This is a genomic window from Moraxella caprae DSM 19149 (assembly GCF_000426885.1).
GTDB lineage: Bacteria > Pseudomonadota > Gammaproteobacteria > Pseudomonadales > Moraxellaceae > Moraxella > Moraxella caprae.
In genome coordinates, this window is record NZ_AUGF01000053.1 from 1 (window position 1) to 12,653 (window position 12,653).

The window sequence follows — 12,653 nt, forward strand, 5'->3', positions numbered from 1 at the left end:
AAAATAAGGAAAACCGTTCGTGGTGAGCTTGTCGAACCATAACGGTTTTCCGCCACCCCTCAACAAGCTCGGGGCGAACGGAAAGCCTAGTTTTGCAGGAAGTCTATTATAATATTTTATTCCAAGAACAAGACGAAAAGGATTGTTTTATGAGTGGATTTGGAGGTGGATCTTTACTCGTAGCTTTGATACCTACAGCTTTAGAAGCCGTCTTAGCTGAAGCGACTTATGCCAAACTCGTTGAAGGAATTATAGCAAAAAATCTTGCGAGAGCTGGTTTATTTAACGGAGCCGTTGGTGGATATTTATGGTGGAACGTCCCATCAAGTCATGGAGCAAGCTGTGTATGAAAAATTTAGACATTTGGACTTGGATTTTTATGAGCTTTATAGGAATAATATTAGCTATAATAGATCAGAAACACACTCATCTGATTGTAGCAATTTTAATTTTAATCATAAACCTACATGTGCTTTTCAAAAGAAATAATCGTTGAATAATGTTGAATAATTATGCAAGCAGGAGTATGAATAGAAAGTTACTTTAAGATAAACCAAGCCCAATATACTATCTCTACCAAAAACACAGTAAGATATGACTAGACTAATTTAAACCCCACCACTTCCAAAAAAGGCTTATAAAAATCGGATTTGGTGGGGTCTAACAGTTCATCAGCGATTTTGTTCACAAAATCATCGGCACTAGCTCCGATAGGGGCATAACTGCCTAACTCTGGCAAACTCGCCAGTTTTTTGGCAAACATTAGACGCTGTTTATCAGTCATTTTAATCGCAGAATTTTGTTTGCTTTTATCATTAGCAGACTTTTGTTTATTATTTTTCTGCTTAAAACTAAAAGTAAAGCCAACAATTTTCTTTTAAAATTATCAATCCTATTGTATTTATTAAGCTAGTAGATCGAAATATAATACCAATTTTCTACATATAAATTCTTATTTTGATTTTTAAATATCCTTAAAATCTGTTAAAATAATCTAAATTTTAACAAGGAAAAACCAATAACTTTAATTGTATGCCAAAATAACTTTAAAATTACCACAAAATTAAGATTCGGGCTTAAAATGTTGGGTTTTATTACACTTAACCCAACCTATGGCACGCACCCGCCTTTTTATTTGCCTGATAAATTTAAATTGGTGTATTCTTAATGTTGATATTTTCAATGTTATAATTTTCCCAAAATTTTGCCAAAATCTGCTAAAATAGTGAGTTTTTCAATCATTATTATCCCTATGTCAGCCAACAGCCAATCCACCCCCAAATCCATTCAACTTAGAAACACCCAAATCCCCACCACCGACCCGTCCGCAGGGCTAAAACTTACCGAAATTTTTTATTCCTTGCAGGGCGAGGCCTTGGCAATGGGTTTGCCGACCATTTTTATTCGTCTGACAGGTTGTCCACTTCGCTGTGTCTATTGCGATACAACTTATTCATTTACAGGGGGCGAGCGTTGGGGGCTTGATACGATTTTGGAGCATGTCAAAGAGTACCCCTGCAAACGCATTTGCCTAACAGGGGGCGAGCCACTTGCCCAGCCAAACAGCATTGCTTTGATGAAATTGTTATTAGAAAATGGCTATGAAATCTCGCTAGAAACCGCAGGGGCGTTGTCGGTCAAGGACGTGCCAATAGCGGTGTCAAAGGTTATGGATTTAAAAAGTCCGTCATCGGGCGAAGTGGATAAAAATTTATGGGAAAATTTAGGTTATCTAACTTCCCATGACCAAATCAAAATCGTCATCGCTGACCGTGCCGATTATGATTGGGCAAAAGACGTTTTGCAAAAATACGAGCTTGACAAAAAATGTGGTGTGGTGTGGTTTTCGCCCATGTTTAATATAGACGAGCGTAAATCAGACGTGTCAAATCTGGCGATAAAGCTTGCCGAGTGGATTTTGGCGGACGGTTTGCCCGTGCGTTTTCAATTACAACTGCACAAAATCATCTGGGCGGATGCTAAGGGCAAATAAAGCAAAAGCCGATAATCAATATCGGCTTTTATGTTATCTAATCAATCGCACACACCGCCAAATCCTTGATAATCAGTTGCAAACTCTTATTACCCTGCCACTCGTTAATGTCTAAGGTAAACAAAATATGCACTGCACTTGCCCGATAATCCCATTCGTCCACGTCATAATTAAACCAAATGGCATCTATCGGATACTGCACACCATCGGCTCGCAACGTCAGCTTTAAATGCTTGTCTTTTAAAATGCGAAAATTAACCACTTCAAAGACCCCATCAAAGGCAGGGGGCAAAAAGCCGTTGCCCCACACGCTGACATTTTTTAGGGCATGGACAAAGGCTAGACTAAAATCAGGCGGAGTTAGCGCGCCATCGGTGTACTTTAATTCACTAAACAGCTCATCATCAAAGCCGTCCACCACTTTTAAAAATTCTGCCTTAAACCGCTCAAAATCTCGCTTATGAATGGTCAAGCCTGCCGCCATCGCATGACCACCAAAATGCAAAATCAGCTCAGGATTTGCCATCGCCACCGTCTCAATGGCATCACGGATATGCACACCCACAATGGACCGCCCCGAGCCTTTGATTAGGTCATCATCGCCTACTTTGTCAGCATCGGCAGGAGCAAAGACAATGGTTGGACGGTACAACTGCTCTTTGATACGCCCTGCCACGATACCAATCACGCCTTGGTGCCAGTTGTCTTGATACAGACAAATGGCTTTGGCGGCACATTTGGGCTTATCATCGGATTCATCAGACAAATGTAGCTCATCAATGATACTGCTGGCTTCATCACGCATTTGTGTTTCTATGGCACGGCGTGAGTGATTAAGACGGTTCAGCTCTATCGCCAAACGGTGTGCTTCGCCAAAATCATCGGTCAGCAGGCACTCCACCCCTGTTCGCATGTTATCCATACGCCCTGCGGCGTTGATGCGTGGGGCGATGGCAAAACCAAAATCATCTGCCGTAATCTTACGCACGTCCCGCCCCGCCTGCTCCAAGAGTGCCAAAATCCCCACGCAGCACCGACCCTCTCGAATGGCGTTAAGCCCATGGGTTACCAAAATGCGGTTATTTTGGTCAAGATGACCGACATCCGCAATCGTCCCTAACGCCACAAGGTCAAGATATTTGGCGACTTGCGTGGTCGATTTACCCATCTCACGGCGGATTTTGGCGACACGTCCCATGACATAGAACGCCACGCCCACGCCCACGAGCCATTTACTGCCGAACTCACAGCCGACTTGGTTGGGGTTGATGACCGCACTTGCCTTGGGCGAGCTACTGGTCGTCAAATGATGGTCGGTAATGACGACATCAATGCCCAGCTCGTCCGCTTTGGCAACACCCTCATGGCTCGATATCCCATTATCCACCGTGATGATGAGCTTGGGGTCAAATTCTTCTGCTCCATGCTCCACGATTTGGGGGGTCAGCCCATAACCAAATTTAAAGCGGTCAGGCACCAAAAACTGCACATCCGCCCCCATCTCACGCAAACACCGCACCATGAGCGTGGTCGATGTCGCTCCATCACAGTCAAAATCGCCCACGATAAGTATGCGTTTGTTCTCATCAATGGCACGACTGATGATGTCCGCCCCCACATCCAGCCCCAATAAATCACTCGCAGGCAGGAGCTTTGCCACAGACATGTCCATCTCATCAATACTGTCTATCTGCCGTGACACAAGCAGTCGCCCGAGTGTCTCACCAAACATCGCCGTTAGCTCATCAGGCACATCGCCTTGATGACGTGGAGCAAGTGTCAGGTGCTTAGAGGTAAACCGCCCGACTTTATCAAAGGCACGCTCAAAGTCCTGCACACTCGTGTTGGTCAGGTGCGACAAATTGGCATTGGCAAATTTTTGCGTGCTTGTCGCTTGGGCGGATTTGGGCGGGTTTGGCGATGGGTGGTTATCAAAAGGACTGTCATCGTCTTGGTAATTTTGTGTACTCATTACTTACTCTCTTTTTCTTTTGCATTTATCTTTGTGGTTATTTTAGCACAGTTTTACCGAAAAACTTGCCCTAACTTACCCCAAATCATTGCCCAAAATTTACATGATGATACATTTTGTTAGCAACTTTATTACAATACCATCTGCATACTGTGGTATGATTTATCCGTACTTTACATTTTACAAATCAATTTGGAGCAATTCATGAACCTTAGCGACCTTGGTAAAAGCACCCTAATCGCCAAAAACGTAAACGGACTTAATCTGGAGCAAATCCGCCGTGAATGTCAAGAGCTTGCCAAATCTCGTGCCAAAATCTCAGCAGGCGTTGCCATCGTTCCTTTGCCATTTTTGGACGTGGCGGTGGATGTTGGCATGCTCACTAAGCTACTCCCCCAAATCACTGAGCGTTTTGGTCTAGAAGACAAAGACACCGCCGAAGCTCGTGAGAAAAACATCAAAGACAAAGTGCTTGCCGTGGGCGGACTGGTCGCCACACGTGGTATCGTCAATAAAACCGTGCAAGGCTTTGGCGGGCGTATCATCGGCAAACAAGTCGCCAAATATGTACCCCTAGGCGGTCAGATTGTCGCAGGGACAATTGGTTATATGATTTTTAAAAAAATCACCTTTGACCACATCGAAGAATGCTACCGTGTGGCAAAATCCGCCCAACAAGACAAAACAGTTTAATCTAAAAACACAAAAACAAAAGCAAGGTTTTCGCCTTGCTTTTTTATGATGAAAATTTGTAGGGCGTGCCTGCCCTTTATAACACTATTTACAATATAGAGATATTTTAGAAATAAATTAACCATTTTTGCATGAAAATGGCTAAATCTTGTTTTTCATTGCAAATACAAAAGGCAGGCACGCTCTAATAAAACTTAACAATCATCAATCATTCTCATTATTTATCAACCCTGCCTATTTTGCTCATTGTAATAATAATCACTTTTACTGTTTACAACTTTTTGCCGTTTTTTAACAAAGATTTTCTATTTTGACATAATAAATCATCAGCTTTGGTTTGAGAAAATTTGTTAAAAAGGATAAAATATACCCTGTTTTTTTGGGCGTGATTTTCATGCCTTATTCAAAATCAAGACAAATTTTGTCATTTTGTCAAGCCAATCCAACATCTACAATCCCAATAATAAGGTATCGCCATGACATTTGTAGTAACCGATAACTGCATTCTTTGCAAATACACCGACTGCGTTGAGGTTTGCCCTGTGGACTGTTTTTATGAAGGTCCAAACTTTTTGGTCATCAATCCTGATGAGTGCATTGACTGTGCTTTGTGCGAACCTGAATGCCCTGCCAACGCCATTTTCTCCGAAGATGAAGTGCCAGCAGGTCAAGAAGAATTTATCAAAATTAATGAAGAGCTTGCCAACGAATGGGCGAACATCACCGAGAAAAAAGACGCCCTACCCGACCATGAAAAATGGGACGGCGTGGCAGGCAAAATCCAGTATCTAGAACGCTAATTTTTTAAAATCAATCACAAACCCACGAGACATCATGACACACGCCATACCCCCCTTTGATTTGTCCACCTTGCCCACCGACAAGCCCCTAACCATTGGCATTGTTGCAGGGGAAGTGTCGGGCGATGCATTGGGGGCAGATTTTATGGCAAAGATGAGTGCCGTTTATCCGAGCATTCGCTGGGTTGGCGTGGGCGGTGAGCTGATGACCAAGATGGGACTTGACTCACTCATCGACATGACTCGCCTATCGGTCATGGGCATCGGTGAGGTCGTCAAGCATTTGCCGGATTTATTGCTTGCCAAAAAAGAGATTTTAGATGAGTTTTTGTCTATTGGCATTGATATTTTTGTGGGCATTGACGCTCCTGATTTTAATTTACGCCTTGCCAAAAGTCTCAAACAAAAATCGGTCATCAAGCCCATTTTTTGCGTGCAATACGTCAGCCCAAGCGTGTGGGCGTGGCGTGAAGGGCGGATTTTTGGCATCAAATCCGCCACCGATTTGGTGCTGTGTTTATTCCCTTTTGAAACGGCAGTCTATGACAAACATGGACACCCTGCGGTGTGCGTGGGACATCCCTTGCTTGACAAGATACAGGCTGATGAGCGGTCAGAGCGTGAGATTTACGATGAGTTTTTGAGCGATTATAGTCCGCTATTTCCTGAGCTTGCTCGCCTGCAACATAGCCCTGCTCGCCCTATCTGCGTGATGGCAGGTTCTCGCACCAGTGAGATTAACACCATTTTGCCCTTGCTGATTGGGGCAATGGATAAGCTGGACAAGGCAGGCGACCACGCCTTTATCCTACCTGTGGTGAGTCATGAACACGCCCATCTGGTCAAATCGCTCATCAAAGAGCAAGCAGGACATTTATTGGACAAATGCCACATCATCTTTACCCAAACTGCCAAAAATGTCGCCGATAACATTCATCACGCCAAAGACGACCAAGCAGGGCGACTGCCGACCACGCTCTCACTGTCTCAAAATGTGATGAACGCCTGTAAGCTGACCATCTTAGCATCAGGCACGGCAACTCTAGAAGCTCTGCTACTGCACTGCCCGATGGTCGTGGTATATAAAGTCAATGTCCTAACCTACACCATCGCCAAGCGACTGGTCAAAATCCCTTATGTCTCCTTGCCCAACATCCTAGCCTATAATCAAACAGGACAAGCAGTCGTACCAGAGCTCATCCAAGATGATGCAAATGCCGACAACATCGCCCGTCATGCTTTGGACGCACTGGCAAATCCTAGCGAACAAATCGCCAAACTTACTCGCACCACCACTAAGCTTCGTACCGACAGTCACCATGATGTTGCCGTTAGTGTACTTATGCACTTTTTTAATCAAAAAAATGTGTTATAATGTACGCCAACATCAAAAATTGTTTGGTAGATTTTGATTGATATTTATTTAAATATCCATTCACACCAAAAGCCTTGCAATTTTTGAGATTTTTCTACATAATAAACAGTAATTCACCAAAATCTACAAACTTTGGGATTTTGGTCGTTTTTATTTGTCTTTTACCATCATTTATCAATCAATACCCAAAAGGTGCCTTATGACCACGACCGACAAAACCAAAGAAGCCAAAGCCCTAACCCGTGAAGAGAAAAAACGCCAAACCCGTCAAGCCTTCTATAATGCCGTGCTTGACTTATGTATGATGGGGCAAGGGTTTAGCTCTATCAGCCTACGTCAGGTAACCCGTGAAGTAGGCGTGGTGCCGACCGCTTTTTATCGTCATTTTGATGACATGGAAGAGCTGGGTAAATCACTGGTAGAAGATGAGCTGGGTGATGCTCTATCAACCTTACGTGAACATATGCAGTTTGGCAAAAAACGCACCTTTGAACGCCAAATCGCCAAAAGCGTGCAACTGTTTTTTAAAGCGGTGGACGCCCAGCCACGCTACTGGCAATTCATCGCCGCCGAGCGTTTTGGTGGTTCAGAAGCGGTTCGCCGTGCCATCAGCGAACAAATCAAAACTTTCGCCAAGGTCATGAGCGAAGACCTAGCACTACAACCTGCCTTTGAACACGTCAGCCAAAGTGATCGTTATTTGCTTGCCGAGATTGGGGTAAACCTAAGTTTTTCATGGATTATCGACTGGCTAGATTTGACCTACACCCCCGAGCTTGAAGACGATGAAGAGATCAAGCCTGTTGATAGCGATTTAGAACAAGCCAAAGAAGCCATGCTGTTGCATTGTACTCGACAAATGCAAATGATTCTCTACGGTGCTTATAACTGGAAATCGACTGAAAAGACAGTGTTGGATGAAGATGTAAAATAAGCCAAGCCAAAAGCTGATAATTTAGACTTAATTATCAGCTTTTTTTGTATGCCAAAATCATCTGTGCTAACTCATCATCAGCAAAAAAATAAGCAGGCGGTACTTCCAAGGCAGTGGCAATGTTGTTTAATGTGGTCAAATCTGGCAAATGCACACCTTTTTCATAACGATTGATGCGACTGCTTGCCACAAATCCATCCAAACCAATCATAACACCCAATTTCTCTTGGGTTAGATTTTTGGCTTTTCTTGCTTGCTTAAAGCGTTTGGTAAAAGTTTCTTGTAAATTCATAACTTATTCTCCAAATTAAAAGTTACGAATTTCGTATATTTTTTCTTGATTAATACTACAAATATCGTAGTATTAATCACGTTCTTTCCCATTAATAGGAGTTTTTATGAAAAAAACTTATGCAGATTGCTTTGCTCAGTGGCGGTCTATTTTCAGCAATAACCGCTTTTGCTGGCTGGTCATCATTTAACTACGCAAACACCCATAATAAGGTTTTTGCCACGCCTAGTGGTAATATTGTCTGTGGCGGTGATAATATTGCCAGTTCTGGCAACGCCCTTACTTGCTACATTCAAAACGTTGCCAAAAAACCTGCAAAATGCAGTGAAGGCGTTGGATTGGAATTTACCTTAAACCAAACTGGCAAAGGCAAACTTCAATGCACCAATCATGAATTTGAGCCTGAGAACAAAGCAGAAGATGTTACAAAGATTATTCCTTATGGTTCGTCAATCAACGGCAACGGTTGGACTTGTACTAGCCAAACCGCAGGCATGAGATGTGTGAATAAATCAGGACACGGTTTTCAGTTAAGTAGAAACAAACAAACCCTGTTTTAATTTTCCAAACAAAAAACCGATTAACTCACTTAATCGGTTTTTTCTCGTTTAAATCAATCAAAACTCAATCAATCGGCGGTGTATAAGTGCCATTTTTAATATCATCTTTGATACGCTCGGCTTCCGCCAACACCTGTGATAATAAGGCTTGCACGTTTTCAAGCGTGGCGATTGGGCTTAGTGTCGTCATCTTTAACGATTGCACATTTTGACGGCTATCAATCACACGAGTTACGCCGATGTTGGCTTCCCCTCGGGCAAACAGCTCGTCCGCCACGTTTTGATTTAGGCTATCAATAAACTCATCAGGATAGCCATCTGGCACAACACGGAACAGCACAGACGCAAATTGTGGCTCAACAAGTAACTCCAAGCCGTCTGTATTGCGAATATAATCCGCCACCTGTTTTGTCAAATTCACCCCGTGGTCAATCATTGAGCCATACAGCTCCTCGCCTAATGCCTCTACCGTAAACCACAATTTTAACGCATCAAATCGGCGAGTGGTCTGCAAAGACTTAGACACCAAGTTTGGCACGCCATGTTCTTCGTCATAGGCGGAGTTGAGATACTCGGCTTCATAGTGCATAAAGCGGTAATTTTGCTCATCTTTCAATAGGAACGCACCGCAAGAAATGCTTTGGAAATAGTGCTTATGAAAATCCAGCGTCACCGAATCGGTCAACTCAATGCCATCTAACATAGAGCGGTAATCATTGGACAGGAGCAACGCCCCACCCCACGCCGCATCCACGTGTAGCCATGCTCCGAATTTGTCGCACAAGGTACGGATTGCTTTGATGTCATCAATCGCCCCTGCGTCCGTTGTGCCAGCCGTCGCCACCACACACGCCACGATTTTGCCATCTGCCTTTAAGTCCGCCATTATCCGTGCAAGGGCATCTATATCCATTTGGGCATTGTCATTGACAGGTACGGTTACGACCGATTGAAAGCCCATGCCCATCATCGCCATGTTTTTTTGTACGCTAAAATGGGCATTTTCCGAGCATAGCACTTTGACTTTTTTCATCGCATCGTTTGGCACACCATCACGCTGTACCGACCACGCTTTGCCGTTGTCGTCTTGGTAATGTTTGCTAATCGCCCAATCACGAGTCAACAGCAAGCCCATAAGGTTAGACTGCGTACCGCCTGATGTGAATACGCCTGCCTGCCCTGCCCCATAGCTAACCTTTTGGCGTAACCAGTCAATGAGCTGAGTCTCCATAAGCGAACCTGCAGGCGACTGATCCCATGAGTCCATGGACTGATTGGTGGCGTTAATCAGCACTTCGGCAATCTGCGATGTTACCATGGTAGGACAATGCAAATGAGCGAGCGAATGGGGATGATGAACTTTTAGACTTTTGTTTAAAAACAGCTCTACCAGTCGCTCCAACGCCTTATCCACACCCAAGCCGTCTTTGGCGGGATTAAAGGCGATTTGGGAGCGAAGCTCTTTAATGCTACCGCCTGTGTACATTTTGTCGTTTTTAAGCCATGCCGTTACCGCTTTGACAGCGTCCGTCATCGCACGTTCATAGTCGGCGATTGACTGGCTGTCATTGCAAAGTAGGGCTTGGCGGTGTTGTGGTAGGTTGGTCATAGCTTTATCTCATAAAATCAATAAAAATAAAAGCAATTATAGCATAAACGACCGATACAACACACATAAAATATCAAGCAATCGCCCTTTAACAACAACTAAATGCGACTTTCTAAATATGCAATTTGCTTATCCAAATACTCTATATGTTCACTATTGATAAACGCTTGTGTATGGTCAGATGCAACTTTATAATCCTCTTGTAATCCAAACAAATCGGATAAATACTCTTCAAAAGCAAAACCACTCAATACGGTTACAATATTATTGACATCTTGACGGGCAATATCAATCACATCAGATAAATTCCCCAATGCTTTTAAGCTTTGATTACACAAGGCAATTTGTTGTTTAATAGATAAATTTGACATAACTTACTCCCATATTATTTTTCAGCATTGGCTTTGTCTTCTTCAATTTTGCGTTGAATAACAGACAATTCACTGTTAATCGCGGTTAAAATATTTTTCAAAACCTCAATTTGACGTTTTAAACCATTTTCACTGCTGATTTTATTGACATAATCGGTCAAAAAATTTTCTGCCAACATATCAGCCATCTTTTTATCATACGCATTCAGATAGGTTTCCAAATTGTTGATTTGCCGTTCAATGCCATTTTTGGCAGTGCGTAAACCTGCCAGCATTGAATTATAGTCTTTTGCGGTCATTGTTGCTCCTTGTTTTGTGGGAGAGAGTAAATTGGCTTGGGTACGAGCCAATGTTTGAGAAAATAAAACATTATCATAACTTTTGTCAATGCCTTGTTTCATCGTGTCGGTAGAATGTTTGGCTTGCCAAAAATAGTTAATAAAATGACGACGAGTGAGAACTGCCCAATGGGTTTTGGGTTTGCCTTGACGAGCTAAGTTTTCACCGACTTCGTTACCAATGGCGGTATAATCGCCTGTATATATTCGCCAGATTTTGTCTTTGAATGACATTATACTCTCCAAAGATTATGAGAAAAAGCGTTTGATACGATTGACCAATTTGGCATCTTCTTGCTCCTTTCTTAATCTCTCTTTCTCCAAACGCTCTTGTTCAAGCCGTTCTTTTTCCAGTCTTTCACGCTCCAAACGTTCTTGCAATGCTTGAATAACTTCATCTTTTTTGTAAAATACATTTGGGCTTAATTGCAATACACATTCAGGCAAGTGGGTAAGCCCGTTACCACGAACATAAAGAGAAGTTAAATTGGTCAGCTTGCCAATACAGTTAGGTAGTTGGGTGAGTTTATTCCTATCAACATTAAGCTTGGTTAAATTGGTCAGCTTGCCAATGCTGTCAGGCAGGTGGGTGAGTTGGTTATTGAAAACATCAAGCGTGGCTAAATTGGTCAGCTTGCCAATGCTGTCAGGCAGGTGGGTAAGCCCGTTACTGCCAACATAAAGAGAAGTTAAATTGGTCAGATTGCCAATCCAGTCAGGTAGTTGGGTGAGTTTATTCCTATCAACATTAAGCCTGGTTAAATTGGTCAGATTGCCAATGCTGTTAGGTAAATCAGTCAATCCCAAATTTTGCAATTCTAACTTGCTTTTTTCATATAACTCTTCTGTATCTCTTGGTAATTGATATTCTGACACATTATTTTTATCCGCCCAAGCAATAATTTTTAATAATTCGCTTTCCAACTTTTCCCATTCACGCTCATTAATTTTCGCTGTTAAGCGACTTCCCAACTCATCAACCAAGCTACGATATTGATTATAAGATTCAAATGTTTGACGCATTGCTATGCTCCTTTAATATTTACTAAATACATCAGGCATTGTGTTATTGCTACTGGCATTGCCTATATCATCTGTTTCATCTTGTAGATGTGCCGTACGAGCCAATATCTCATCAATCCGTGTGCGGTTGGCGTGTTTGGATACGGTTGGTTCAGCATTGGCAGTTGGCGTAGGGGCTGGTTCAGGCGTGATTGATTGTACTGTTTGTGGCTGAATCGTTGGGACTTCTTGACTGCTGATGACTTCTGCTTGTGTCTGCAAATGTTTTGGGCGAGTTAAACGCAACTGTTTAATGGTGCTGTCAATATCCAAAGGTTTATCAATCAACGCAGAATAGGCGTTGTCGGTACGAGTTTGAAATAAGGCTTGATATTTATTCAGCGTTAAAATGGTTTTGCTAAACTGTTAGAAACAGTCGCGTTATTTACAGTATTAAGGTAAAATACTGCAAATGAACATACACAAAAACACAAGACTGCTTCCCCACCATAGGGAAGCCATTTGGACTGCTTATCACAAAAACAAGCAATCATTGACTTCACTGGCACTCGAGTACAAAGTATCAAGACCTACCATTTACAAGGTCTTAAAACTTGCTCGTGTTAAACTGCTTAAACCCCAAACCAGTACCAACAATCGCTTTAAACAAGCCAAGTATGGCATTAAACGCTTAGCTAAGATTGAAAAGTCCAT

The 12,653-nt window shown here is 42.7% G+C and carries 16 protein-coding genes; 8 read left to right on the forward strand and 8 right to left on the reverse strand.

Annotated features, from left to right (window positions below):
- The first annotated feature begins 92 nt into the window (after window positions 1-92).
- Window positions 93-350: a hypothetical protein gene (locus K941_RS0110940; protein WP_147287585.1), complete on the forward strand. Its 258-nt coding sequence runs from the start codon at window positions 93-95 to the stop codon at window positions 348-350.
- Between the two features lie 248 nt (window positions 351-598).
- On the opposite strand, the gene K941_RS17225 is transcribed toward K941_RS0110940, so the two are convergent.
- Window positions 599-784 carry a hypothetical protein gene (locus K941_RS17225; RefSeq protein ID WP_115341130.1) on the reverse strand — a complete coding sequence of 62 codons (186 nt, stop codon included), beginning with the start codon at window positions 782-784 and terminating at the stop codon, window positions 599-601.
- Window positions 785-1,252: 468 nt separating this feature from the next.
- On the opposite strand from K941_RS17225, the gene queE reads away from it, so the two are divergent.
- Window positions 1,253-1,993, forward strand: a complete 741-nt coding sequence (queE, locus tag K941_RS0110955) for a 7-carboxy-7-deazaguanine synthase QueE (protein ID WP_051226029.1) — start codon at window positions 1,253-1,255, stop codon at window positions 1,991-1,993.
- A 37-nt stretch (window positions 1,994-2,030) separates the two neighbouring features.
- Here queE and recJ read toward each other — a convergent pair whose 3' ends face one another.
- Window positions 2,031-3,725 carry a single-stranded-DNA-specific exonuclease RecJ gene (gene recJ / locus K941_RS0110960; protein WP_084137749.1) on the reverse strand — a complete coding sequence of 565 codons (1,695 nt, stop codon included), beginning with the start codon at window positions 3,723-3,725 and terminating at the stop codon, window positions 2,031-2,033.
- 444 nt (window positions 3,726-4,169) lie between these two features.
- On the opposite strand from recJ, the gene K941_RS0110965 reads away from it, so the two are divergent.
- The 4 genes from K941_RS0110965 to K941_RS0110985 all read left to right on the forward strand — a co-directional run bounded on the left by K941_RS0110965 (window position 4,170) and on the right by K941_RS0110985 (window position 7,767).
- Window positions 4,170-4,658 (forward strand): hypothetical protein, encoded by a 489-nt coding sequence (locus tag K941_RS0110965; protein WP_036388222.1) that lies wholly within the window; start codon window positions 4,170-4,172, stop codon window positions 4,656-4,658.
- A 476-nt stretch (window positions 4,659-5,134) separates the two neighbouring features.
- On the forward strand, window positions 5,135-5,458 hold the full coding sequence (gene fdxA / locus K941_RS0110975; protein ID WP_029103657.1) for a ferredoxin FdxA: 324 nt from the start codon (window positions 5,135-5,137) through the stop codon (window positions 5,456-5,458).
- A 70-nt stretch (window positions 5,459-5,528) separates the two neighbouring features.
- Window positions 5,529-6,833, forward strand: coding sequence for a lipid-A-disaccharide synthase (gene lpxB / locus K941_RS0110980; RefSeq protein WP_036388228.1), 1,305 nt, complete (start codon window positions 5,529-5,531; stop codon window positions 6,831-6,833).
- A 199-nt stretch (window positions 6,834-7,032) separates the two neighbouring features.
- The gene (locus K941_RS0110985) at window positions 7,033-7,767 is read left to right on the forward strand and encodes a TetR family transcriptional regulator (RefSeq protein ID WP_029103659.1); all 735 of its coding nucleotides are present in this window, start codon (window positions 7,033-7,035) and stop codon (window positions 7,765-7,767) included.
- 34 nt (window positions 7,768-7,801) lie between these two features.
- On the opposite strand, the gene K941_RS0110990 is transcribed toward K941_RS0110985, so the two are convergent.
- On the reverse strand, window positions 7,802-8,059 hold the full coding sequence (locus K941_RS0110990) for a helix-turn-helix domain-containing protein (protein ID WP_029103660.1): 258 nt from the start codon (window positions 8,057-8,059) through the stop codon (window positions 7,802-7,804).
- A 119-nt stretch (window positions 8,060-8,178) separates the two neighbouring features.
- On the opposite strand from K941_RS0110990, the gene K941_RS0110995 reads away from it, so the two are divergent.
- Complete coding sequence (locus K941_RS0110995; RefSeq protein ID WP_029103661.1) at window positions 8,179-8,619, forward strand: DUF6636 domain-containing protein; 441 nt, start codon at window positions 8,179-8,181, stop codon at window positions 8,617-8,619.
- 64 nt (window positions 8,620-8,683) lie between these two features.
- Here K941_RS0110995 and K941_RS0111000 read toward each other — a convergent pair whose 3' ends face one another.
- From K941_RS0111000 to K941_RS0111020, 5 genes are all read right to left on the reverse strand, one after another.
- Window positions 8,684-10,228, reverse strand: a complete 1,545-nt coding sequence (locus K941_RS0111000) for a pyridoxal phosphate-dependent decarboxylase family protein (protein WP_029103662.1) — start codon at window positions 10,226-10,228, stop codon at window positions 8,684-8,686.
- Between the two features lie 98 nt (window positions 10,229-10,326).
- Window positions 10,327-10,599: a hypothetical protein gene (locus K941_RS0111005; RefSeq protein ID WP_029103663.1), complete on the reverse strand. Its 273-nt coding sequence runs from the start codon at window positions 10,597-10,599 to the stop codon at window positions 10,327-10,329.
- Window positions 10,600-10,613: 14 nt separating this feature from the next.
- On the reverse strand, window positions 10,614-11,171 hold the full coding sequence (locus tag K941_RS0111010; protein WP_029103664.1) for a hypothetical protein: 558 nt from the start codon (window positions 11,169-11,171) through the stop codon (window positions 10,614-10,616).
- A gap of 15 nt (window positions 11,172-11,186) precedes the next feature.
- Window positions 11,187-11,960 carry a leucine-rich repeat domain-containing protein gene (locus tag K941_RS15635; protein ID WP_051226031.1) on the reverse strand — a complete coding sequence of 258 codons (774 nt, stop codon included), beginning with the start codon at window positions 11,958-11,960 and terminating at the stop codon, window positions 11,187-11,189.
- Between the two features lie 12 nt (window positions 11,961-11,972).
- Entirely contained in the window at window positions 11,973-12,287 is a 315-nt protein-coding gene (locus tag K941_RS0111020) for a hypothetical protein (protein WP_147287586.1), read from the reverse strand.
- 124 nt (window positions 12,288-12,411) lie between these two features.
- Here K941_RS0111020 and K941_RS0111025 point away from each other — a divergent pair.
- On the forward strand, window positions 12,412-12,653 hold a 242-nt coding region (locus K941_RS0111025; protein ID WP_029103666.1), incomplete at its 3' end, for a hypothetical protein.

Excerpts from the sequence above, each read along its gene's own strand:
- K941_RS0110990 (WP_029103660.1), bottom strand. The coding sequence starts at position 8,059 with ATGAATTTACAAGAAACTTTTACCAAACGCTTTAAGCAAGCAAGAAAA.
- K941_RS17225 (WP_115341130.1), bottom strand. The coding sequence starts at position 784 with ATGACTGATAAACAGCGTCTAATGTTTGCCAAAAAACTGGCGAGTTTG.
- queE (WP_051226029.1), top strand. The coding sequence starts at position 1,253 with ATGTCAGCCAACAGCCAATCCACCCCCAAATCCATTCAACTTAGAAAC.
- K941_RS0111010 (WP_029103664.1), bottom strand. The coding sequence starts at position 11,171 with ATGTCATTCAAAGACAAAATCTGGCGAATATATACAGGCGATTATACC.
- fdxA (WP_029103657.1), top strand. The coding sequence starts at position 5,135 with ATGACATTTGTAGTAACCGATAACTGCATTCTTTGCAAATACACCGAC.
- K941_RS0111005 (WP_029103663.1), bottom strand. The coding sequence starts at position 10,599 with ATGTCAAATTTATCTATTAAACAACAAATTGCCTTGTGTAATCAAAGC.
- K941_RS0110965 (WP_036388222.1), top strand. The coding sequence starts at position 4,170 with ATGAACCTTAGCGACCTTGGTAAAAGCACCCTAATCGCCAAAAACGTA.
- K941_RS0111000 (WP_029103662.1), bottom strand. The coding sequence starts at position 10,228 with ATGACCAACCTACCACAACACCGCCAAGCCCTACTTTGCAATGACAGC.
- K941_RS0110985 (WP_029103659.1), top strand. The coding sequence starts at position 7,033 with ATGACCACGACCGACAAAACCAAAGAAGCCAAAGCCCTAACCCGTGAA.
- K941_RS15635 (WP_051226031.1), bottom strand. The coding sequence starts at position 11,960 with ATGCGTCAAACATTTGAATCTTATAATCAATATCGTAGCTTGGTTGAT.
- recJ (WP_084137749.1), bottom strand. The coding sequence starts at position 3,725 with ATGTTTGGTGAGACACTCGGGCGACTGCTTGTGTCACGGCAGATAGAC.
- K941_RS0110995 (WP_029103661.1), top strand. The coding sequence starts at position 8,179 with ATGCAGATTGCTTTGCTCAGTGGCGGTCTATTTTCAGCAATAACCGCT.